The 24,145-nt window shown below is 46.8% G+C and carries 21 protein-coding genes; 4 read left to right on the top strand and 17 right to left on the bottom strand.

The window, feature by feature from the left end; all coding sequences use genetic code 11:
- Nucleotides 1-118: 118 nt before the first annotated feature.
- Nucleotides 119-2,725, top strand: coding sequence for an MGH1-like glycoside hydrolase domain-containing protein (locus tag AC3WJC_RS01410; protein WP_492397282.1), 2,607 nt, complete (start codon nt 119-121; stop codon nt 2,723-2,725).
- Here the strand turns inward: AC3WJC_RS01410 and AC3WJC_RS01405 are convergent.
- The 14 genes from AC3WJC_RS01405 to AC3WJC_RS01340 all read right to left on the bottom strand — a co-directional run bounded on the left by AC3WJC_RS01405 (nt 2,686) and on the right by AC3WJC_RS01340 (nt 17,246).
- A complete protein-coding gene (locus tag AC3WJC_RS01405; RefSeq protein WP_492397281.1) occupies nt 2,686-3,681 on the bottom strand; it encodes an ROK family protein in 996 nt (331 codons plus the stop codon). The genes AC3WJC_RS01410 and AC3WJC_RS01405 overlap by 40 nt on opposite strands.
- Nucleotides 3,682-3,699: 18 nt before the next feature.
- Entirely contained in the window at nt 3,700-4,443 is a 744-nt protein-coding gene (pgl, locus tag AC3WJC_RS01400) for a 6-phosphogluconolactonase (protein WP_492397280.1), read from the bottom strand.
- Between the two features lies 1 nt (nt 4,444).
- Nucleotides 4,445-5,968: a glucose-6-phosphate dehydrogenase gene (gene zwf, locus AC3WJC_RS01395; protein WP_492397279.1), complete on the bottom strand. Its 1,524-nt coding sequence runs from the start codon at nt 5,966-5,968 to the stop codon at nt 4,445-4,447.
- A 35-nt stretch (nt 5,969-6,003) separates the two neighbouring features.
- Complete coding sequence (gnd, locus tag AC3WJC_RS01390; protein ID WP_492397278.1) at nt 6,004-7,413, bottom strand: NADP-dependent phosphogluconate dehydrogenase; 1,410 nt, start codon at nt 7,411-7,413, stop codon at nt 6,004-6,006.
- A gap of 31 nt (nt 7,414-7,444) precedes the next feature.
- Nucleotides 7,445-8,068, bottom strand: a complete 624-nt coding sequence (locus AC3WJC_RS01385; RefSeq protein WP_492397277.1) for an HAD family hydrolase — start codon at nt 8,066-8,068, stop codon at nt 7,445-7,447.
- Nucleotides 8,065-9,192, bottom strand: coding sequence for a transaldolase (gene tal / locus AC3WJC_RS01380; protein ID WP_492397276.1), 1,128 nt, complete (start codon nt 9,190-9,192; stop codon nt 8,065-8,067). Before tal ends, AC3WJC_RS01385 begins: the two co-directional genes overlap by 4 nt.
- A gap of 5 nt (nt 9,193-9,197) precedes the next feature.
- A complete protein-coding gene (locus AC3WJC_RS01375) occupies nt 9,198-9,644 on the bottom strand; it encodes an RpiB/LacA/LacB family sugar-phosphate isomerase (RefSeq protein WP_492397275.1) in 447 nt (148 codons plus the stop codon).
- Between the two features lie 5 nt (nt 9,645-9,649).
- Complete coding sequence (tkt, locus tag AC3WJC_RS01370) at nt 9,650-11,650, bottom strand: transketolase (protein WP_492397274.1); 2,001 nt, start codon at nt 11,648-11,650, stop codon at nt 9,650-9,652.
- 233 nt (nt 11,651-11,883) lie between these two features.
- Nucleotides 11,884-13,443, bottom strand: a complete 1,560-nt coding sequence (treF, locus tag AC3WJC_RS01365; RefSeq protein ID WP_492397273.1) for an alpha,alpha-trehalase TreF — start codon at nt 13,441-13,443, stop codon at nt 11,884-11,886.
- A 109-nt stretch (nt 13,444-13,552) separates the two neighbouring features.
- A complete protein-coding gene (locus AC3WJC_RS01360) occupies nt 13,553-13,864 on the bottom strand; it encodes a hypothetical protein (protein WP_492397272.1) in 312 nt (103 codons plus the stop codon).
- A gap of 53 nt (nt 13,865-13,917) precedes the next feature.
- On the bottom strand, nt 13,918-14,457 hold the full coding sequence (locus AC3WJC_RS01355; protein WP_492397271.1) for a shikimate kinase: 540 nt from the start codon (nt 14,455-14,457) through the stop codon (nt 13,918-13,920).
- Nucleotides 14,458-14,478: 21 nt separating this feature from the next.
- Complete coding sequence (locus AC3WJC_RS01350; protein ID WP_492397270.1) at nt 14,479-15,537, bottom strand: ABC transporter permease; 1,059 nt, start codon at nt 15,535-15,537, stop codon at nt 14,479-14,481.
- A 6-nt stretch (nt 15,538-15,543) separates the two neighbouring features.
- A complete protein-coding gene (locus AC3WJC_RS01345; RefSeq protein WP_492397269.1) occupies nt 15,544-16,692 on the bottom strand; it encodes a BT_3928 family protein in 1,149 nt (382 codons plus the stop codon).
- Nucleotides 16,689-17,246: a DUF1599 domain-containing protein gene (locus tag AC3WJC_RS01340; RefSeq protein WP_345332139.1), complete on the bottom strand. Its 558-nt coding sequence runs from the start codon at nt 17,244-17,246 to the stop codon at nt 16,689-16,691. Before AC3WJC_RS01340 ends, AC3WJC_RS01345 begins: the two co-directional genes overlap by 4 nt.
- Before the next feature lie 155 nt (nt 17,247-17,401).
- On the opposite strand from AC3WJC_RS01340, the gene folP reads away from it, so the two are divergent.
- Nucleotides 17,402-18,259 carry a dihydropteroate synthase gene (gene folP / locus AC3WJC_RS01335; protein ID WP_492397268.1) on the top strand — a complete coding sequence of 286 codons (858 nt, stop codon included), beginning with the start codon at nt 17,402-17,404 and terminating at the stop codon, nt 18,257-18,259.
- 97 nt (nt 18,260-18,356) lie between these two features.
- Here the strand turns inward: folP and AC3WJC_RS01330 are convergent, their stop codons facing one another.
- The 3 genes from AC3WJC_RS01330 to gltX form a co-directional block, all read right to left on the bottom strand.
- Nucleotides 18,357-19,874: a GH3 auxin-responsive promoter family protein gene (locus AC3WJC_RS01330; protein WP_492397267.1), complete on the bottom strand. Its 1,518-nt coding sequence runs from the start codon at nt 19,872-19,874 to the stop codon at nt 18,357-18,359.
- A 16-nt stretch (nt 19,875-19,890) separates the two neighbouring features.
- Nucleotides 19,891-20,631: an LPS export ABC transporter ATP-binding protein gene (gene lptB / locus AC3WJC_RS01325; RefSeq protein ID WP_492397266.1), complete on the bottom strand. Its 741-nt coding sequence runs from the start codon at nt 20,629-20,631 to the stop codon at nt 19,891-19,893.
- Between the two features lie 132 nt (nt 20,632-20,763).
- Nucleotides 20,764-22,284 (bottom strand): glutamate--tRNA ligase, encoded by a 1,521-nt coding sequence (gene gltX, locus AC3WJC_RS01320; RefSeq protein ID WP_492397265.1) that lies wholly within the window; start codon nt 22,282-22,284, stop codon nt 20,764-20,766.
- Nucleotides 22,285-22,437: 153 nt separating this feature from the next.
- Here gltX and AC3WJC_RS01315 point away from each other — a divergent pair, with 153 nt between their 5' ends.
- Both AC3WJC_RS01315 and AC3WJC_RS01310 read left to right on the top strand, forming a co-directional pair.
- Nucleotides 22,438-23,634, top strand: coding sequence for a sensor histidine kinase (locus tag AC3WJC_RS01315; RefSeq protein ID WP_492397264.1), 1,197 nt, complete (start codon nt 22,438-22,440; stop codon nt 23,632-23,634).
- Complete coding sequence (locus tag AC3WJC_RS01310; protein WP_492397263.1) at nt 23,624-24,142, top strand: DinB family protein; 519 nt, start codon at nt 23,624-23,626, stop codon at nt 24,140-24,142. The genes AC3WJC_RS01315 and AC3WJC_RS01310 overlap by 11 nt, the downstream gene beginning before the upstream one ends.
- Nucleotides 24,143-24,145: the final 3 nt, after the last annotated feature.

The following is a 24,145-nucleotide window of genomic DNA, read 5'->3' as shown; positions in this document are numbered from 1 at the left end:
AGAAATTATAGATAGAAATAACAAGATTCTTGACAAGTTAATGATATTTGACACCCCTGTTAACGTAATAATTACAAGAAGGTTAGCTATACTTGCCAGCTATACAACATATATTGATATGCCTGTTACCACTGAAGAAAAACGCATAGCCGAAAACTACGAAGGGAAAACCAACTGGCTCAAATGGGGGCCCTATCTGTCTGAAAGGCAGTGGGGAACCGTGCGTGAAGATTACAGCGCGAATGGAGATGCATGGAATTACGTTACCCACGATATGGCCCGCAGCAAAGCCTACCGTTGGGGTGAGGAAGGTATAGCCGGAATAAGCGACGATAAACAGCATATATGCCTTAGCCTGGCGCTTTGGAACGGAAAGGATGCAATAATAAAGGAGCGTTTATTTGGATTGACCAATCATGAAGGCAATCATGGAGAGGATGTAAAGGAATTATACTACTATCTGGATAATACGCCCGCGCATACTTACATGAAAATGCTGTATAAGTACCCGCAGCAGGCATACCCCTATGATCTGCTGGTACAAAAAAACGCGGCGGCAGGCAAGGATAAGCCCGAATATGAACTGATTGATACCGGTATTTTTGACGATAACGTTTACTTTGACGTTTTTACAGAATATGCTAAAGCCGATACCGACGACATACTGGTACAATACACCATTTACAATCGCGGCGCCCAAAAAAGTGATATTGATGTGTTGCCACAGGTATGGTTTCGTAAAATATGGCTGGGCGGCGAAGAGAAACCGGTTATCAGGCAGAGCGGGAAAAACGCTTTCGAACTAACATCATCCAAAACAGGCACCTATTATCTCTACTTTGAACAACCTGCCGATACACTTTTCACCAACAACGAAACCAACCGCAAGCGTTTATACAAAACTGATAATGAAACGGCTTATGTTAAAGATGGCTTTAACGACTATATTGTAAAAGGCAACACTAACGCGGTAAACCCTGATAAAACCGGAACTAAAGCCGCCGTTTGGCATCATGTAGAGATAGATGGCGGCGGCAAGGCCATTGTGCGTTTAAGGTTGAGCCGGGTGGCTACCAATACTCCCTTTACCACCTTTAATGAAACCATGGCCCAACGCCTGGCCGAAGCTGATGAGTTTTACGCAGCCAAACAAGCCGGCGTTAAAACCCCCGACGAGCGGTTGGTGCAGCGCCAAGCCTGGGCCGGGCTCCTCTGGAGCAAGCAGTATTATAAATTTAACGTAAAACGCTGGCTTGATGGCGATGCCGGCAAACCGGTGCCGCCTGCCAGCAGGCGCAAAGGCCGCAACGCCAACTGGAAACATTTTGTAGCCGAGGATATTTTGCTGATGCCCGATAAATGGGAATACCCCTGGTTTGCCGCCTGGGACCACGCCTTTCATTGTATTGCCGTTGCCCCGATTGATACCGGGTTGGCCAAGGCCCAGCTACAGATACTGATCGGTGTTAACCACATGCACCCGAACGGACAAATACCGGCCTATGAGTGGGATTTTAATGACACTAACCCGCCTGTACAGGCCGTTGCCACCCTGCAGGTTTATGAAATGGATAAGGCGGCAACAGGCAAAGGCGATCAGCTTTTCCTGGAAACCGTTTTTCAAAAACTGCTGCTCAACTTTACCTGGTGGGTTAACCGTAAGGATAGCGAGGGCAATAACATTTTTGAGGGCGGTTTTTTGGGGCTGGATAACATCGGCATATTTAACCGGAGCGCGCCGGTACCGGGCGGCGGCTTTTTAGAGCAGGCCGACGGCACCAGTTGGATGGCCATGTACGCCCTCAACATGATGCGCATGGCTATGGAACTGGCCCTAAACAACAAGGCTTACGAGAGCATGGCCATTAAATTCGCCGAACACTTTATGTACATAGCGGGCTCCATTGCCAATATGGGCGAGGAAACTGAAGGGTTGTGGGATGATGAGGATGGCTTTTATTATGACCTGCTCAAAAAACCTAATTGCAGTTGGGAGCGGTTAAAGCTACGGTCAATCGTCGGGTTGATACCGCTGTTTGCCGTGAGTGTATTTAAGGAGAACCAGTGGCAGCAACTGCCCGAACTGATCCACAGGTTAGAATGGTTTAAGGAGCAGCGCCCCGACCTGGTAGCCCTGGTGAGCCGCTGGCGCGATGTGAATGGCGATCAGCATTTATTTTCATTACTTCGGGGCCACCGCATGAAACTGCTGCTGAAACGAATGCTTGACCCGGAGGAGTTTTTATCAGATTACGGCATCCGGTCACTATCAAAAAAATACGATCAACAGCCTTATAAATACATGCTTAACGGTGCCGATTATTCGGTAAAATACATTCCGGGCGAAAGTGACTCGAACATGTTTGGCGGTAACAGCAACTGGCGCGGGCCGGTATGGTTCCCGTTAAACTACCTGATCATTTGCTCATTAAGAAGTTTCCACGAATACTATACGGATGATTTTAAGGTAGAATATCCAACAGGATCTGGCGATTACTTTACGCTCTCGCAAATAGCGGATGAGTTGAGCAAGCGCTTGCAGAATTTATTCCTGATAAATGGAAAGGGAGAGCGCCCGGCAAACGGCGGCCGTGATAAGTTTAACGCCGACGAACACTTTAAATCTTATATTCCGTTTTATGAATATTTTAACCCGGAAACGGGCGAAGGTTTAGGTGCCAGCCATCAAACAGGATGGACTGCCCTGGTAGCCTTACTTTTTTGAACCAGCGAGCTTGCGCCTAAAATAGCGGCATCCGCTTCTTTTAAATCACTTAAAAGGAACTTAACCCGCCCCCTGAAAGCAGGGAGCAGGTTAAGTTCCATATACTTTTTAGCAGGTTTCAATAAATAATCGCCCGCCTTTATAACGCCGCCAAACAGCACAATGGCCTGCGGCGATGAAAACATTACAAAGTTGGCCAGAGCCTCACCCAATATGCGTCCGGTGATCTGGTATACCTTTTGGGCTAGCTTATCGCCTTGCAGGGCACACTCGTTTATTACTTTGGCAGTAATATCATCAACCTTTACCTGGCGTAATTTACTGTCAGGATAGGCTTTCTTGTGCAACTGCTCCTTAGCAGTGATCACGATACCTGTTGCAGAGCAATAGGCTTCAACCGAACCACGGGAGCCGGTTGACCAGTGTTTACGCCCGCCCGGCCTGATAATGGTATGCCCTAGCTCACCGGCGATACCGTTGCAGCCATAAAGTAAACTGCCATTAACCACAATACCACTGCCTACACCTGTACCAAGCGTAATCTCGATAAAGTGCTGCATGCCTTTGGCTATGCCATACTGCATTTCTCCCGCGGCGGCGGCATTGGCATCGTTGGTCAATATACAGGGCAGATCAAATTTATCCGTCATCAGCTTGGCCAGCGGCACTTCATCCTTGCCCCAGGGCAGGTTTGGCGCATGGTCAATACAGCCGGTGTAAAAGTTAGCGTTGGGCGCACCCATACCAATACCTTTTACGGTTTTACCTGTATGTTTTTTTATCAGCGGACTTATATTTTCATACAATGCGTCAACAAACAATTCAACTGTAGTGTAATCGGTAGTTTTTATCCGGCCTTCGTCAAGTATATTACCTGAGCTATCAACCAAACCAAATTTTGTGTTTGTACCGCCAACATCTATCCCTATAACTATCTCGTTGCTGCTTGCTGCCATTTGTATAAATTACCGTTTTTATTTGGATGCCTTTGCTTCGTCAGTAAGTTTTGAGGCCGCGCCTTCGTCAACCATCCACATCAGTTTACCACTTGCCGGGGCAAGCAGTTGCGATGGATATTGCTTAAAATTATGCTCGCCTTCTAAAACCTCATGCAACGCCGATGCCTTGTTGGCACCAAATACCAATACCGCTACCTTTTGCGCCTTATTAATAAACGGCTCGGTAAGGGTTATACGGTACATTTGCTGCGGCTCCAGGTAATAGGCATCCACCCATTTGGTACGCTCGTGCAGCACCTCGGTATGCGGAAATAATGATGCGGTGTGCCCATCCTCGCCCATGCCTAATATCAGCAGGTCAAAGTTGGCTTCATCTTCACCGAAAAAGCCCTTTAATATTTGCTCATAATCGGCAGCGTAAGCCTTGGCATCCTTATCATCGCTCCACATCGGGAAGATGTTTTGCTTTGGGATAGGCACATGGTTAAGTAGCGTTTCAAAAGCCATTTTAGCGTTGCTCTTTTCGTCTGTTAACGGCACCCAGCGCTCATCGCCCCAAAATACAAATACCTTGCTCCAGTCAAGCTGTTCCTGGTATTCGGGCTGAGCCAGTATTTTGTGCAGCGTTACGGGTGATGAACCACCGGTAAGCGCCACGGTAAAACGGCCGTTTTTAGCGATTGCCGATGTACCGGTGCTGATAAACAGATCGGCAAGGGCGGTGCAAAGCTCTACGTTATCTTTAAATATACTTATCATGTTAGCAGTCTTTTTTACGGTCGTTACCATGTATGTTAAACGCCCAGATATGGCCTTCTCGGGCAATAAGCGCCTCTGAGGTTTCAGGGCCCCATGATCCGGCAGCATAGTTCGCGAAATCCAGGGATTCCCTTGATTCCCATACTTCCAATATCGGTGTAATTACGTCCCACGCTTCCTCTACCTGGTCAGATCGCATAAACAGAGTAGCATCTCCCCTCATGGCATCAAGCAACAAGGTTTCGTATGCTTCAGGCGTTTGGGTTGAGCAGGTATCGTAATCAAAGATCATATCGGCAGGGTTCAGCTCCATTTCAAGACCGGTTTTTTTGGCCATAAAACGTAGGCGGATATCCATCTGCGGCTGAATATTGATAGTTAAACGGTTAGCCATCAGGTTGTCCGACTGGCGCTCGTGGAAGGTTGAGTGCGGCACCGGTTTAAACTGTATGGTGATGGATGAGGTTTTCTCCTGCATACGTTTGCCGGTACGCAGATAAAACGGCACATCCTGCCAGCGCCAGTTATCAATAAAGAATTTGATAGCGGCAAAAGTTTCGGTATTTGAATGCGGGTCAACACCTTGCTCCTGGCGGTAGCCCGGTACTTTTTTGCCTTGTAGCCAACCTTCGCCATACTGGCCGCGTACGGCATATTTATTCACCTCATCATGCTTCATGCGGCGAACGGCGCGCATCACATCAACCTTACGGTTACGTACTTCCTCTGCCTTGAAAGATGCCGGTGGTTCCATTGCCACCATACACAGTATCTGCAACAGGTGGTTCTGGATCATATCGCGCAAAGCGCCCGAACCTTCGTAGTAACCACCACGATCTTCAACACCTACCTGCTCCGCCACGGTTATCTGCACGTAATCAATATAATTACGGTTCCAAAGTGGTTCAAACAGGGTATTGGCAAAGCGGAAAGCAAGAATATTCTGTACCGTTTCTTTACCCAGATAATGATCGATACGGTAAATCTGCTCCTCGTTAAAGGTGCGGGTAAGCAGCTTGTTCAGTTCGATAGCGGTTTCCTTGTTATGGCCGAAAGGTTTTTCAATCACCATGCGGTCGCGCTCAATATCAGCGGCTAAACCTGCTTTTTTAATATTCACGGTAACCGCCTCAATAAATTGCGGCGCTACTGACAGGTAGAACAACCTATTGGCACGTACGCCCCAGGCATTGCTCTGTTCTTCCATCTTGGTATTCAAATCAATATATGATTGTTCATCATTGATATTGGATTGAAAATATGAGATGGATTCCTTAAAAACATTCCACTTTTCCGGGTCAGGGGCTCCGCTGCGCGAAAACTCACCTAAACCCTCGTGCAGACGCTCCCTGAACTGGTCGTCCGTTAGTTCGGTACGGCCCAGGCCAATGATGGCAAAATTATCTGGCAGCCAGTTTTCGAGGTATAAATTATATAATGCCGGTATCAGCTTACGTTTGGCAAGGTCACCTGTACCGCCAAATATCACCATAATTACCGGATGGTCATTTTTAACCGTTTTCATTTTTTGCGATTGTTTGGTATGAATTTGTTATCGTACTATTTCCACTCGGTGTGGAATACACCTTCGCGGTCTGTACGTTCGTACTGGTGCGCGCCAAAATAATCGCGCTGTGCCTGTACCAAATTAGTTGGCAGGGTTGCACTGCGGTAACCATCAAAATAGCTTAATGAGGCCATAAATGCCGGTAGTGGAATACCCTTATCAACAGCTATCTTAATAATATCACGGGTGTCGCCCTGTTTTGCCAGCAAGGTAGCGCCAATCTCTTCATCCAACAGGATGTTTGGCAGATCAGGCTGCTTTTGGAATGCCTTGCGGAAATCCTCCAAACATAACGCGCGGATAATACAGCCACCACGCCAGATCTTAGCTACTTCCTCAAGTTTAAGCTCGTAGTTATATTCCTTTGAAGCTACGAATAATTGAGCCAAACCTTGCGCATAAGTATTGATCATGGCAAAGTAGTAAGCATTTTTTAGCTGTGCTACAAATTTTTGCTTATCAACAGCGCCAGTTTCGGTTGGGGCTACTTTTAACAGTTCGGCGGCTTTTACGCGTTCGGTTTTGTAGGCCGATAAGTCGCGCATGGTAACGGCGGCATCAATAACCGGAACCGGAACCTGCAGGTTCATGGCATCCTGCGATGTCCATTTACCGGTACCTTTTGAACGGGCGCGGTCAGATACAAAGTTTACCAGAAGCTCATCACTACCTTCATCTTTTTTCTTCAGGATATCTGAGGTGATCTCGATCAGGAATGATTTAAGTTCCGTATTATTCCACTCCTCAAAAATGGGCTGCAATTCAGCATCCTCAAAACCCAGACCGCGTTTTAGCAGGTCATAGCTTTCAGATATCAGTTGCATCAGCGCGTACTCGATACCGTTGTGCGCCATTTTTACATAGTTACCGGCCGAGCCGTTACCCAGGTAAGCCACACATGGCTCGCCATCAACTTTTGCGGCAATGGCTTCAAACACAGGGCGCAGGCGCTCGTAAGCGTTTTTATCGCCACCCGGCATCATACTTGGGCCAAAACGGGCACCTTTTTCACCACCTGATATACCCATGCCGAAAAAGTGGATGCCTTTTTCTTCCAATTCAGCCACGCGGCGATCGGTATCAGGGAAATAGCTGTTACCACCATCAATTACGATATCGCCTTTTTCAAGAAAGGGTAACAGGGTTTGTATAGCGGCATCAACCGGTTTGCCGGCAGGCACCAGCAGCATTATCGCTCTTGGCGTTTTTATTGAACCAGCAAATTCCTCGGCAGATGTGGTACCTTTAACCTGCTGACCTTCTTTAGCAGCCTTTTCAAAAGCGCTTGCTTTTTCAGCGTCAACGTCCAAGCCTGCGGCGGCAAAGCCATGGTCGGCAACGTTAAGCAGCAAATTTCTGCCCATTACGCCTAAACCAACAATGCCAAAATCATATTGAGCCATAGTTTTTTGTTTTATTATATTGTGTTTCAGATTATAGTGTTTCAGTTAAGCCAAAGCCGGCAAGCGCCTGCCTGGTAGCATCAACATTTACATGATGAATGCCTTTGATACCCTGTGCCGCGGCAGCTTCCGTAAAAACCTTGCGGTCGTCAATGTATACTACCTCTTCCGCTTTTACCTGCGACAGATCAATCGCGGAAAGATAAATATCTTTATCCGGTTTGCGGGTATGCACAAAGCACGACGAAGCAAAAATATCGATCCAATCCGTAAGACCAAATTTATGTATGCGGTATTCGTTCAATTCTCGCCCTTCATTGTTGACGGCCACCGTTCTGAGGTTATATTTTTTCTTTATACGACAAACCAAGTCGATCATTTCCTGATACGGGGCTGACTCGTTGTACATAAAGTTGGTAAAATCATCCGGGGTAAAGCTACGCTCCTGGTGAAAAACCAGCAGGTTAACATACTCGGCAAGCGTCATTTTACCTGCCTCGTACGCATCAAAAATAATCCGGTGGCGCTCGTTCATATCGGCAAAATCGAGGTTAAAAACCTCGGCGGCTTTTTGTCTGGAATTGCGGTCCCAACCATTGGTCAGGAACACGCCGCCGAGGTCAAGAAAGAGTGCCTTTACAACGGGCTGGCTCATGCAGAAACCTCCCCCTTTTTATCGGCTATGGTTTTCATCAGGCTATCAAAAGGCTTAATGAATTTTTGGATGCCCTCATCCTCTAATTTCTGGGTAACTTCAGGCAGGCTGATCTCTACCACATCTTCCAGTTGGTAAAGCACATAACGCGCTTCCTCGTAAGTACCATCCAGGCGAGATGCCGGGTCGCCATGATCGCGGTAAGCGTTCAGGGTATCAACAGGCACCGTATTTACAGTTTCAGGCCCGATCAATGATTCCACATAAATAATATCGCTGAATGCCGGGTTTTTAGCGCTGGTACTTGCCCACAATAAACGCTGCGGTTTGGCACCTTTTGCCTCAAGTGCTTTAAAGCGGTCACTTTTAAATATGTCCTTATAAATTTGATAAGCAGCCTGCGCGCTTGAAATGGCCACCTTGCCTAATACCTTGCGTGCCGGGCCCGCTTTATCCGGGTTATCCTTGATAATGGCTTCCAGCATCGGGTCAACCAGGCTATCGATACGGCTTAAAAAGAAACTGGCCACTGAGGCTACCTTATCAACCGGCTCGCCATTGGCTAAACGCTTTTCGATACCGGCTACATAAGCCTCGGCCACCTCGCGGTAACGGTCCAGACTGAACAGCAGGGTAACGTTAACGTTGATGCCTTCGCTAATTAATTGCTCAATAACCGGTAAACCCTCTTTAGTTCCCGGTACTTTGATCATCACATTCTTGCGATCAAGCAATTCCCATGACGAACGCGCTTCAGTAATGGTACCTTCGGTATTCAGCGCAAGGCTTGGTGATACTTCCAGGCTTACATAACCGTCAAGGCCATTGGTTTCCTGGTAAACACCCTGAAACAAATCCGCAGCAGCGCGGACATCTTCAACCGCTATTGATAAAAATATTTCTTCGGGCGTTTTGCCTTGTTTGGTTAACTCGGAGATCGACTCGTTATAGTCATCGCTTTTGGCAATGGCTTCTTCAAAAATAGCCGGATTTGAGGTTAAGCCTTTCAGCTCGCCATCGTCAATTAATTTTTTCAGTTCGCCTGATTGTACAAACTTTCTTCTGATATAGTCAAGCCAGATGCTCTGGCCGTAATCTGATACTCTTTGCAGTGGATTTTTCATAATCTTCAATTTTTTTCTAATGCGAGAACTTTATCTAAACGGCGCTGAAAACGCTCGCCACCATCATACTTCGCGTTAATAAACGCGTGCGCCAGTTCAGTTATAAGGGATGCGCCTAATACACGGCCGCCAATGCACATCAGGTTCATATCGTCGTGCTCAACGCCCTGGTGTGCCGAATAGCTTTCGGTAATTAATGCCGCACGAATGCCCTTTATTTTATTGGCCGCTACCGATACGCCTACACCGCTGCCACATACTGCAATGCCCTTTTTTACCTCACCATTTACAATGGCTTTGGCCAGGGGTACCACAATATCCGGATAATCATCAACAGCGTCATACTCGTGAGCGCCATAGTCAACTATTTCATAGCCTTCGCTTTGCAGTTGTTTTACCAGCGATTGCTTTTGATCAAAACCGGCGTGATCGGCCGCTATTCCAATTTTCATAGTTATTATTTATTAAGGAGTGCTTTTGCCCTGTTGTATACATTATCAATGGTAAAGCCAAAGTGTGCCAGTACTTCCTCACCCGGGCCCGATTCGCCAAAGCGGTCTAAACCGATCACATCGCCCTCGGCGGTAATGTATTTGTACCAGCCTAAAGTTACACCAGCCTCAACGGCTAAACGCGCATGTACCGATGGCGGCAATACGCTATCGCGATAAGCCTGATCCTGTTTATCAAACAACTCCCATGATGGCATACTTACCACACGTGCGTTGACACCCTCGGCAACCAGTTTCTCGTAAGCGCCGACAACCAACTGTACCTCTGAGCCGGTAGCCATCAGGATAACCTCCGGCGTATCTGATGTGCTGGCCAGTACATAAGCACCATTTTCCACATTGCTGGCAGGGGCGTATTTGGCGGTATCAATAACCGGCAGTTTTTGCCTTGACAGGATTAATGCTACCGGGCCATGCAGCCTTTGTATGGCTATGCGCCACGCGGCCACGGTTTCGTTAGCATCAGCCGGACGGATAACCGTTAAGTTTGGCGTGGTACGCAATGAGGTTACCTGCTCAACCGATTGGTGGGTAGGGCCATCCTCGCCTAAGGCGACGCTATCGTGGGTGAAAATATAGGTTACCGGCGCTTCAGTAAGCGCTGCCAGGCGGATAGAACCTAGCATGTAATCACTAAAAGTTAAGAAGGTAGCGCCATAAGTACGGATACCACCGTATGATGCCAGTCCGTTTAAGGCTGAACCCATACCGTGCTCACGTACACCGAACCAGATGTTGGCATCCTGGTAACGGCCCGGCTGGAAACTTAACGCGCCATCTTTTGGCGTTTCGTTAGAGCTGGCCAAATCGGCAGAACCACCTATTAACCATGGAATGCTGCTGCGCAAAGCATCAAGCGCCTTGCCGGATGCCTGTCGGGTAGCTAAGGCTTCGCCTGCCTTAAATTTAGGCAGTTCTTTATTCCAGCCTTCGGGTAGTTCACCTTTAACGGCTAATTTTAATTGCTTGGTTTCTTCCGGATAGGCCTCACCATATTTACTGAACAGGCCTTCCCACTCCTTATGCAGCTCGGCTCCTTTTTTACCTGCTTCGGCTAAATGAGCTTTTACCTCTTCGGGGATCACGAAAGTTTGTTCAGGATCCCAGCCAAAAAACTCTTTGGTTTTCTTCAGGTTATCAGCACCCAGCGGGTTACCATGTACTTTGTTAGTACCCTGTTGCGGGCTACCATAACCTATTATTGTTTTTACTGATATCAGCGATGGCTTATCAGTAACCGCCTGCGCGGCTAAAATAGCTTCTTCGATCGCTTTCAGGTCGTTACCATCCTCAACAGTGATGGTATGCCAGCCGTAAGCATCAAAACGAGCGGGTACATTTTCGGTAAACGCCAGTTCGGTTGATCCGTCTAACGAGATCTTGTTATCATCATACAAATAAATGAGCTTACCTAATTGCAGGTGACCGGCCAATGATGCCGCCTCTGATGCTACACCTTCCATCAAATCGCCATCGCTTACAATAGCGTAGGTGTAATGATCGGTTAGTTTATGATCGGGTTTGTTATAGGTGGCACCAATAAAGGACTCAGCAATAGCTATACCTACTCCATTACCAAAACCCTGACCCAGCGGCCCGGTGGTTACCTCGATACCCGGTGTTAATACTGACTCTGGGTGACCAGGGGTTTTTGAACCCAACTGCCTGAATTTTTTCAGTTCATCCAGCGGCAGATCATACCCATATAAATGCAGCAAACTATATAATAATGCCGATCCATGCCCTGCTGACAGCACGAACCTGTCGCGGTTTGGCCATTTTGGGTCGGCGGGGTTAAATCTTAAAAACTTGCTCCAAAGTACATAGGCCATAGGCGCGGCGCCTAACGGCAAACCAGGGTGGCCAGAGTTAGCTTTCTCAACCATATCGGTTGAAAGGAAACGGATAGTGTTTACACTTAATTGTTCAATTGTGTTGTCTTTCATAGTAGTTACTTTCAGATAAATATAAAGTTACAACTTGTAATGTAAGGTGGATGTTAAATTCAACGCTTTACATCTAACTTATTCTTTAAATACCTCATCGTTATAAAAAAGGTTTTATAAACGTTAAGTACGTGACGGTGATATGATAAAGCACTTCTGATTTTAATCTTTTTTTAATATTTATCCTTTTAAATCACATAAGTTATTAATACATGTATTTTATCCGGCCCAGATCAATCAAGCGGATATAATTCAAGGAGTCTGAGCAATACGCCATTTGTCCAGCCGAAGCCATCCTGTAACGGGTATTCGCCGCCGCCTGCCTTGGCGGCATCGCCTTTAAGTTCAATATTATACTTTTCGAGCAGTTTGCCGGTTTGTTTAAAAGCGGTGATGTTTTGATGGATCCAGCCCATTGCAATCCTATTCGCCAATAATGCCTGCTTATAATTACGCAGACCCATTATGGTAATATATTGAAGCGGTGCCCAGCCGTTTGGCCTGTCCCACTGCTGGCCGGTGTTTTTTAAGGTGGTTGATACACCACCCGTATGCACAAAGCTGGTTTTTATTTTGGCTGATACCTTCCTGGCCTGGGCGTTAGTAGCTATATTAAAGAACAATGGAAACGCCGCCGCTATAGTTAATTCAGTTGATCGTTTTTTGGTTTTCCAGTTATAATCTACATAAAATCCTTGTTTTGCATCCCAGCAATATTTTGTAATGGCCCGGCGGCGTTTTTGCGCTTTGGCGGAGTAAACCTCTGCTTGCTCAGTGCTGCCACCCTCGAGATAGCTGCTGGCAATCACCATTTCGAGGTTGTATAATAAGCTATTCAGGTCAACCGGAACCAGGTTGGTAGTTTGTATGCTATGCAGGTTTTTACCATCAGCAAACCAGCGGCTGCTAAAATCCCAGCCCGACTCGGCAGCCGCGCGGATGTTACGGTAAAACTGAGCCTTCGGCTGTTTACTCTTTGCGGCTTCCAGTACATCTTCGCGGTATGATTCTTCGCGAGGCTGGTCACTGTCGTCCCAGTAACGGTTAAGTACCGTACCGTTGGCCAGCTTAACTACGCGCCGATGTGCCTGCCCGGGCTTTAAGCCGTTTGCACCCTCCATCCAAAAAGCATATTCTTTTAATAATTGCGGACGGTATTTTATAAATACATCCTTACCTTTTACTTCGGCCAGTAGCTTTACCATCATGGCGAAGAATGGTGGTTGCGAGCGGGTAAGATAATAACTACGGTTGCCGTTGGGGATATGCCCGTAATTATCAATCAGCCAGGCAAAATTATCCACCATATTCTCAATCACGTTAACCTTGCCAGCCTGCTGTAAGCCCAGCATGGTGAAGTATGAATCCCAGTAATACACTTCCCTGAACCTGCCGCCGGGTACAATATACGGCTTAGGTAACGCTAATAATGATGTACCCTTTACCGTATCGGGATGGCGTTGCAATACCGTCCACAACGTATCAATATGCTTTATAATGCCTTTTGAAGGTTCGCTTTTAAACACATCAGTATTAGCAACCGGTTCCTGAAAATATTTGGCAACAAATGTTTTCAGATCAAATCCCGCAACACCCTTTTGTGCGGCGTACGCTTTGTTGATTACATCAGCGCCTGCCAGCGGTACCGCATCCGGAAAGGTTTTGCCATCGGCGTAAACACGTTCCATTTGTACCCTTTTAAATAATTCAGGGTAAAGCTGTGCCGGAGTTTTTATCTGCGCCCCCGCGGCAAACGCGTATAGGCTTAACCATAACAGTAAAAGCTTCTTCATACAACTATAACGGCTAAACGCCAAAATTGTAAGCCAAAAAATTAAAACAGGCTATTATGGTGATAAAACCGACCTTAAACAAATAACGCCGGGCGATGCCGGCGTTTAATTACATTGCTATTTCGTGCCCCGGCCTGGGGTCTTCGGGTAAAATTTCCATTTGCGGATATTCAATATAATCCGCATACCATTGTATGGCACTTACCACATCAAGGGCATCCTCTGAGGTAATGTTGATGGTTTCAAAAGCGTAAAGTTTGCTATGGGCATAACCATACAGTTGTATTTCGTTTCGGTTTGGGCGAAATGAATCACTGCTCAGGCAAAAAACACGTACCTTCAAGCCGGTATCCCGCGAGTGGATGATATCCCGGCAAGGGTCGTTAGGGTCGGTAGCTAACAGATATATATTGTGATCCATAATATTCTGTTAACAAAGCAAATCGGGGATAGTTTCGGGAATTTTAAAGGCTATTATTTATTCAATTCAAGTTCAAGCGCCTCAACCGAAAGGGATATACCTTCAATAATATGCTGCGCCTGCAGGTAAAAACCCTCGCGCTCGGCCAGTTTGCCGGTTATAAATTCAATCAGTTCATCACCTTTTTTGCCTTGCAGTACCGGGCGTACGGTTTTACTTTTCTCCAGCCTGTCGGCCAGCGTTTTGGGAGATAGCTTTACATACAGGGTTTTGCCGTGAGCGTTCATCCAGTCCATATTATCAAAAAAACAGGGCAGGCCGCCACCGGTTGATACGATCACCTTTTGGGGATATTCGGTTTCTTTCAGCATAGCTGATTCCAGCTTACGAAAGGCATCCTCACCAAATGATGAAAAGTATTCGGCAATGCGCATACCCACCTTTTCTTCAAGGGCGTGGTCAAGATCGATGAAATCATAGCCCAGGTGCGCGGCAAGCTTGCGCCCCCAGGTGGTTTTACCACAGCCCATAAAGCCCGTAAAAAATATGCGGTGCGGATTGTATGCTGTATTATCAGTTGCAGATTGGCTCATCTATAAAAAACAAAAAATTGATCAGGCGATGGTTACACGCGGATCTATCCAAACATATATAATATCTACCAAAATATTAATTACCACAAAAATAAAGGCGATAAATAATATGGAACCCATGATGACGGGGAAGTCCGACATTTCGAGCGCGTCCACCGTTACCTTGCCCAAGCCATTGTAGCCAAACACGTATTCAACAAAGAATGATCCGGCCAGCAGCGAGGCAAACCAATTGGCGATGGCTGTAATTACCGGGTTAAGCGCGTTTTTTAAGGCATGGCGATAAACGACAGCGTTATGGCCAAGGCCTTTGGCACGGGCGGTGCGTATGTAATCCTGACCCAAAACATCGAGCATGGCATTGCGGGTAAGCTGTACAATAATGGCCAGCGGGCGCAAACCCAGCGTAAGCGCGGGCAACAGGAGATTTTTAAGGGTGATCACTTCTCCCCTGAAGGGGTCATAACTATACAAACTGCCTGACATGTTGAGGCCGGTATATTTATTCAGTACAAAGCCAAATAGCCAGGCGATAATAATACCCGCGAAAAACGAAGGCGCTGAGATACCCAGCGTGGAAAGGCTTATGAGCGTACGGTCGACCCAGGAATTTTGATGCAGCGCGCACAACACCCCTAAAAACACGCCAAGCACAATGGCGAATAGCATAGCTACCGCCGCCAGCAGCAGGGTATTGGGCAGCACATCCATCAAAAGTGCCGAAACATCCTTATGGGTTTGGTAAGACCGGCGCAGATAAGGCCATTTTAACGCCAGCACTTTTTTGCCCCAAACTGGAACCAGCTTAACATAGCCATAGCGCTGCTGCTCGGCATGGCTGTTTGCATGTACGCCCAAAGGCGAAAGATCATTCAGGTAATAAACAAACTGCATGGGCACCGGCTTGTCTAACCCGAACTCCTTGCGCACGGCCTCCAGCGATTGCACATCGGCACGCTGCCCCTGCGTCATGCGGGCAGGATCGACCGGTAAAATATTAAACAGAAAAAATACCACCACCACAATACCCAGCATTACAGCCAGGGCGTAACCTGTTTTGCGGATGAGGTAGTTGATCATTATGAATTATTCCTGGAAGTATGTTTTTACCAATTCATCATACGTTGGCATGGTGTGGTAATGCCATTTATTAATTACGGTACCGTTTTTCAACAACAACACACCCGGATTAGCGCGTACCATGCTTTTTAGCGGCACGCCATCAGCAAAGAAAACCTCGGTGTATAGCTTATACCTTTTCTCGAGCGCCAACACATCCTGTGCAGAGTTTGAGGTTAGCAACACGCTGCGCACGTTATAGTTTTCGGTAAGGTTAAGCGCGATGGTATTGAGCTTTCGCAGGGCTTCGTCATTGGTATGGTTCAGATCGTACGTTACAATAATGAGGTTATAAAACGGGTTGCTGATAACCTCCTGCGTATAATCATTACCCTGCATATCGGTAATGTTCAGGTCGACAATTTTAGGGGTAAAGCCTTTTTTAACCAGGCGACTTTCGGGGTTGCCCGCTACTTCCCAGTTACTATCTTTCCAGATGCCGGTTTTCATGTACTCCTTATCCGTCATGATTTTGGGTTCACCGGTAGCCTTATTTTTCAGGTTGTAGGTCAACTCGTACTCATCGGGCTTGGCACCGGGCGGCACCTTCATTTCATCGGGCAGGTTAGCACCTATTTTATACGGCAGAAAATCGATCACCGGTAAAAAGTTATAAGTATAAAAGCCAACGCCTAACGCCACCACAGTAGCAATTGCTAAAGCTACATCGCCGGGCTTGCGGCTAAATAAAGGTTTTATTTTATCCTGATTAAAAAACAATACCAGCGTTAACAACAATAACACCAGGTCCTTACCGAATGATTCCCACGGGGTAAGCGGAATGGCATCGCCAAAGCAGCCGCAGGTTTGTACCACCTTAAAAAACGCCGAGTAAAAGGTAAGGAACGCAAAGAAGAAGATCAATAATAACAAACCCCAAACAGTAGTACGGGCACGTGCGCCTATCAGCAGGGCAAAACCCATGATCATTTCGAGTGCGCAAAGTATAATGGCGATACCTACGGCCAGGCTATCCAGAAAAGTGATGTGGAATACCTCGAAGTATTCGACCAGCTTATACGAAAATCCCAGCGGGTCATTCGCCTTGATCAGTCCTGAAAATATAAACAACAAGCCAACCAGTATGCGGCAGATCCAAACTAACGCGTTCTTCATTTTACTCCCAGTTTTATCAGCGCGAATACCGAATAGTTCAACATATCCTGGTAATTGGCCTTCACCCCTTCGGACGCCAGTGTTTCGCCCTGGTTATCTTCTATCTGTTTTACACGCAGCAGCTTCATCAAAATCAGGTCAGTTAGCGAGCTGATGCGCATATCGCGCCAGGCCTCTCCGTAATCATGGTTCTTGGCGAACATCAGGTTTTTGGTTTCGTTTACATGCTCGTCAAACAAAACGCTCACTTGTTCGGCTGGCAGTTCAAGCGGCGTATCATCGGTACAATCCAGTTGCATCATGGCGATAACACAGTAATTTACGATGCCGATGTATTCGCCGGTGATATCATCACCCACCTTTGATACTTTTTTTTCTTCGAGCGTGCGGATACGCTGCGCCTTGATAAATATCTGATCGGTAATGGATGAGATACGCAAAATGCGCCAGGCAGTACCGTAGTCGCGTGTTTTTTTAATAAAAAGATCCCGGCAAAGGGTGATAACTGCGTCGTATTCTGCTGCGGTGTTAGCCAAGGTGATGTAATGGTGCATTGTTGATACTGATAGATTGCAGAGCGCACCGTTCTCACATTGCACTTATATAGTTGCACCATATAAGCTGTCTATCAATTAACGGATAAATACTATTTGCAAAGATATAAAGGTAACTTTACATCCTCTAATGTTTGACCTACTCGCCAAAAATAATGTTAAAAGATACGTTTTTTAATAAAAAGGAAAGCCTCAACGCGGGCGGAAGACTTATTGACCTGAACACGCCAAAGGTGATGGGTATTATTAACCTTACGCCCGACTCATTTTTTGAGAACAGCCGCAAACCCGCCGTTGCCGATGCCTTGCAACAGGCCGAAAAGATGCTGGCCGATGGCGCTACTTTTCTGGACCTTGGCGCTTACTCCTCACGCCCCGGCGCTGTTGATATTAGCGTACAGGAAGAAACCGACCGCCTGATACCGGTTGTTGAAGCCATTGCTTCCGCGCTACCGCAAGCTGTTTTATCTGTTGATACCTTCCGGGCGCAGGTTGCCGAGGCGGCCGTAAAAGCAGGAGCGCATATTATTAATGATATATCGGGCGGGCAATTGGATGCGGATATGTTTGCCACCGTTGCCCGTTTGCAGGTGCCTTATATTTTAATGCACATGCGCGGCAATCCGCAAAACATGACTACCCTTACCGGGTATGAGGACGTGTTTGGCGAAATATTCGATTACTTTGTCAGCAAATACCATGAGCTGAAACAACTGGGTGTTAAAGATGTGATTTTAGACCCCGGCTTTGGCTTCGCCAAAAAAGCCGAACAAAGCTATGCCATGCTTAACCGAATGCATGAATTCGCCCCCCTTGAATTGCCCGTATTGGCAGGCGTATCGCGCAAGCGCATGATCTACGGCCTGCTGGGCAATACCGCCGCCGAGGCGTTAAACGGTACTACCGTATTAAATACCATCGCTTTACAAAAAGGCACTTCCATATTGCGCGTGCACGATGTTAAGGAAGCAGTGGAAGTGGTGAAGTTGTGGCAGGTGGTGTACCCCTCCTAAATCCTCCCCAAAGGGGAGGACTTTATATTTCAATTGATATAATATAAACTACTGTTTTATTCAAGTCCTCCCCTTTGGGGAGGATTTAGGAGGGGTATCACGCCGGTTCCAGCATCCGCAGGATAGCATCAACATACTCACGATCATTAGCCAAACGCGGCACTTTGTTTTGGCCGCCAAGCTTACCGCGTTCTTTTAGCCAATTAAAAAAGGTTCCTTCGGCTACGCGGCGCACTATCGGGCGGCGCAGGGCCATGTCCTTAAAACGCTTGGCATCATAGTCGGAGTTGATCTGGCGCAGGGTTTCATCCAGTATATCTACAAAGCGTTCAAACTCGGCGGGGGCTTTAACAAACTCAATCAGCCACTCGTGCGCGCCGCTTTGCTTGCCGTCAAAATAGACAGGGGCAGCAGTATAATCGCGTATAACGGCACCGGTACTTTTACAGGCTTCTTCAAGCGCGCGCTCGGCATTATCAATTATCACTTCCTCACCAAAAGTATTGATGTAATGCTTGGTACGCCCTGATATTTGTATGCGGTAAGGCGACAGGCTGGTGAATTTTATGGTATCGCCGATCATGTAGCGCCAAAGCCCGGCATTGGTGGTTATGATCAAGGCGTAATTTTTACCGATCTCCACCTCATCAAGCGTAAGCGTTTGGGGGTTATCATCGTGCATGTGCTCTACAGGTAAAAACTCGTAGAAAATACCGTAATCCAGCATCAGCAGCATATCATCATGCTCTACCCTGTCCTGTATGCCAAAGTAACCTTCAGAAGCATTGTAGTTTTCCAGATAATACATTTTATCCGTCGGGATCAGTTTTTTAAACTGTTCGCGGTATGGCGTAAAACTTACCCCGCCATGAAAGCAGAACTCAAGATTAGGCCATATTTCGAGCATGTTATCCTTACCGGTGATCTCGAGGATGCGGTTAAAAAGCACAATATTCCAGGTAGGTACGCCACCGATACCGGTAACGTTTACATCAAGCGTGGTTTTGGCTATCTTCTCTATCTTTTCCTCAAAATTATCCAGCAGGGCAATATCCAGGTTTGGCGTGCGGCCAAACTCCGCCCAAAATGGCAGGTTTTTCATGATAACCGCCGAAAGGTCACCAAATGAGGTTTCAGGGCTAAACTGGCTTACCTGCTGGCTGCCACCAATGGTGAGCGATTTACCGCTGAACAGTTTAGCATCAGGCCGATTATTATAATAAATGGTCAACGCATCCTTACCACCTTTAAAGTGGCATTCTTCCAGCGCTTCTTCACTTACAGGGATAAACTTGCTCCTGTCGCTGGTAGTGCCTGATGATTTGGCAAACCAGCGCACTTCCGATTGCCACAATACATTCTGCTCGCCTTTGAGCATGCGCTCGATAAAAGGCTTCAGGCTATTGTACGTTTGGATAGGTACGCGCTCGCGGTAATCGTTAAGATTTTCAATGGATTTATAATGATGCTTTTTACCCCATTCGGTATTTTCAGCGCCCATTATCAGGTTTTCAAACCACTCTTCCTGTACTTCATTGGGATATTTCATAAAAAGCTCTATCTGGTGGATACGCTTTTTCATGAACCAGGATATAACAGAATTAAAAATGGACATGGGTGTCTATCTTAGGTTAAATGGCAAAACTCTTGCGTTTAAGCACAAAGTTCGCACCAAGATACACTTTTCTTACCATTTCATTTTCAGCCAATACTTCGGGTACGCCCGACTCTAATATTTTTCCCTCAAACAACAAATAAGCCCTGTCAGTAATTGACAACGTCTCCTGCACATTGTGGTCGGTGATCAGGATGCCGATGTTACGGTGTTTCAGTTTATACACCATGGCCTGTATCTCCTCAACCGCTATGGGATCGACACCGGCAAAGGGTTCATCAAGCAAAATAAAGTTAGGTTCGGCGGCCAGGGCACGGGCAATTTCGGTACGGCGGCGTTCACCGCCGGATAGCAGGTCGCCACGGTTTTTGCGTACCTTATGCAAGCTGAATTCATCAATCAGTTCCTCCAGCTTATCGCGCTGCTGCTCCTTGCTCATTTTGCCCATCTCCAGCACGGCCTTGATGTTATCCTCCACAGAAAGCTTACGGAAAACCGATGCCTCCTGCGCCAGGTAACCAATACCTTTTTGCGCCCGGCGATACATCGGGTCGCCGGTTATTTCCTGGTCATCAAGTATTATACGGCCTTCGTTAGGTTTTATCAACCCCACTATCATATAGAAAGACGTAGTTTTCCCCGCGCCATTTGGCCCCAGCAATCCCACAATTTCACCCTGCGACACGTTGAACGATACATCATTAACAACGGTACGCTGCTTATATTTCTTAATTAAATTTTCTGCCTGCAGGATCATGGTAATGGATAAATGCTAAAAATCGAAATTCTAAATGCTAATACCTAACTCTAAACAAGGTTAATTTATTGCAGTTTGAATTTAATGATGATCTTATTTAAAGCCCTCCCCTCCGGGGAGGGTTGGGAGGGGTTACGCCGTAAACGCCTCTAAAGCCTTCTCTATCCTCACTACAGTTTCATCCCGGCCAAGCATCTCAGCTATATCAAAAACATGCGGGCCAAACTTACCGCCTACCAGCATAATGCGGAAAGGCAGCATTACATCACCTATCTTAAAGCCTTTTTCAGTAGTAAACTCTTTAAATTCAGTTTCCAGATCTGCTGCCTGCCAGGCATCAGCCGTGGTATATTTAGTTTTTAATTCGTTAAAGAAATCGGTTTTGGCATCCGTCCATTTTGGTTTAACCGCGTTCAGGTCATACTCTTTGGGTTGTTCAAAAAAGTAAGCGCCCTGGGCGTAAAAATCCGTCAGCAATACGCAACGGTCTTTAACCATTTCAATCACTTTCAACAATTTGGCATCATCATTAATAACTATGCCTTTATCTTTGAATATTTCTTCAACTTTCTGCTTTAAGCTTTCAGCACTCCGCTTTTTGATCCACTCCGCGTTATACCACTTCGCTTTTTCAAAATCGAATTTAGCGCCTGCTTTGCTCACCCGTTCCATGCTGAACTTTTCAACCAGTTCATCCAGCGAAAATACTTCCTGTCCGCTACCGTCGTTCCAGCCCAGCATAGCCAGCAGGTTTAAAAAAGCTTCGGGCAAAAAGCCCAGCTCACGGAAACCCTCGGTAAGCTCACCTGTTTTTTGATCTTGCCAGTTCATGGCATAAACCGGGAAACCTAAACGTGCGCCATCGCGCTTGCTTAGTTTGCCGTGGCCGTCAGGTTTTAATATCAATGGCAAATGCGCCCATTGCGGCATGCTGTCTTTCCAGCCCAGGTACTCCCACAATAAAAGATGTACCGGTGCCGATGGCAGCCACTCCTCGCCGCGCAGGGCATGGGTTATCTTCATCAAGTAATCATCAACTACTACAGCCAGGTGGTAGGTTGGCATGCCATCAGCCTTTAGCAATACTTTATCATCTACCTGGTTAGTTTCAAAACTAACGTAGCCGCGGATCATATCCTTAAAGCTGATGCTGTCATCCTCGGGCATTTTTATGCGGATAACATGCGGGGTGCCATCATGCAGTAACTTCTCTACCTCGTGTAAAGGTAAAGTGAGTGAATTACGCATATCATACCGGTGGCCATGCCCGTATTGAAAGTTGGGCACATCCTCGCGCTTTTTGGTAAGGTCTTCAGGAGTATCAAAGGCATAGTAAGCATGGCCTTCGGCTACCAGCTTTTCGGCATACTCACGGTATAGCGGCTTGCGCTCGCTTTGGCGGTATGGCGCATACGACCCGCCTACTACCGGGCTTTCATCAGGCGTAAGGCCGCACCATTGCAGGCAATCCAGTATATATTGCTCCGCGCCGGCAACATAGCGGCTTTGGTCGGTATCCTCAATACGTAAAATAAAATCGCCGCCATGTTTTTTGGCAAACAAATAATTAAACAATACGGTACGTACACCGCCTAAATGCAAACCGCCCGTTGGGCTGGGCGCAAATCTTACTCTTACTTTCTGGTCAGCCATGATGCCGCAAAGATAATTTTAATGCGCGATTTAGTGAACAGTTGATGAACAGCCGTGTTATTATGGCTGTAGGCTGACCCGCTGCAAGCCGTTTTATACCAAAAATAACTGCTTTACGTTTCAGCCCAATTGTGTACTTTGTGCACCTTATATATGAATCCGTATCAACAAAAACGCCGCTGGAAATACCTTTTACTTGCCTTTGCCGTGGTTATAGCCAGCGGATCGTTACTGTACACCAAATACCTGGTAAAAAACATTGCCCAAAGCGAGCGAACCCGCGCACAGGTATGGGCACTGAGCATGCGCCAGATATTTTTGAGCGATGATAACGACTTTTTAAATTACGTGTTCGCCGTACGCGACAGCCTTACCGTACCCGCCCTGGTGGTTGATGATAAAGGCGAGTTTAAATACAAAAAAGGACTGGATACCACCAAGACATTCATCAAACTCGAAGCGGAAGAAAACAAGAACATTCAGTATGATACCAGCTACTTCAGGCAGGAACTGAACTACATGAAGGAGCAGCATGAGCCGATTAGGCTTGAGGTTTTTGGTTCTCAATGGTTGGTTTATTATAAGGATTCGGCTCTGCTTACGCAGCTTAAATATTTCCCCTACATACAACTATCCGTTATCGCTATATTCCTGCTGATGGCGTATACGGCGTTCAGCTCATCGCGAAAATCGGAACAGAACCAGGTTTGGGTAGGTTTGGCGAAGGAAACAGCTCACCAGTTAGGCACGCCAATATCCTCGCTCATGGCCTGGATCGAACTGATGAAAGACAAGTTCAATGCCGAAGACGACCCGCTGATCGCTGAAATGGAGAACGACGTTAAGCGACTGGAAATCGTGGCCGACAGGTTCTCAAAAATAGGCTCGCGCCCCATACTGGAAGAGCACGTAGTGTATGATGTGGTTAAGGATTTTACAGACTATTTCAGGGTACGGGTAAGCAACCGCATTACGTTTAACATGACCGGCAATACCGAAGTAAGGGCAGGACTCAACATTCCGCTGTTTGACTGGGTATTGGAAAACCTCCTCAAAAACGCCGTGAACGCCATTACCGATAAAGGCACCATCAGCATCGAGATCAGCGAGAGCAAAAAGCAGGTATTTATTGATGTTACCGATACGGGCAAAGGCATACCCCGCTCCAAGTTCGATACCGTTTTTCAACCGGGTTATACCACCCGTAAACGCGGCTGGGGCCTGGGCTTATCCTTAACCAAGCGTATGGTAGAAAATTACCATAACGGGCATATCTACGTAAAGGATTCGGAAGTGGGCAAGGGTACCACCTTCCGAATAGTTTTAAAGGCGATAAAAAATGATCAGTAAACCACATCCTAATGAATACGCCCCGCAACCGGGCGGCTATATTAACCTTATCAGGGATGATGAAGATGTGCTGGAGGTATTACAGGGGCAAACCGCTATCTTAAAAAGCTTATTCTACAACCTTAGTGAAGATCAGGCTATGTACGCCTATGCCGAAGGCAAGTGGACACTAAAGCAAGTGCTTGGCCATTTAACCGATACGGAGCGTGTGTTTGGTTTCCGGGCGTTTTGCTTTGCCCGCGTGCAGGCAGAGTTGCCGGGGTTTGATCAGGATGTGTATGTGGATAATGCCGGTTTTAATACGCGCGGCATACAGCAGCTTGCCGATGAATTTTCAGCCGTACGTGAGGCGAACCTGCACTTTTTCCGCTCGGCTACGGATGAACAGCTAAAGCGCCACGGCATAGCCAGCGGCTACCTTATAACGGTACGTGCCCTGGCTTATGCAGCAGCAGGGCACGTACGCTATCATTTAAATTTGCTGAGTGAGCGGTATAATTTAGGCTGATAA

This window comes from Mucilaginibacter sp. FW306-07-L, assembly GCF_058782065.1.
This window is presented reverse-complemented; position numbering and strand designations above follow the sequence as displayed.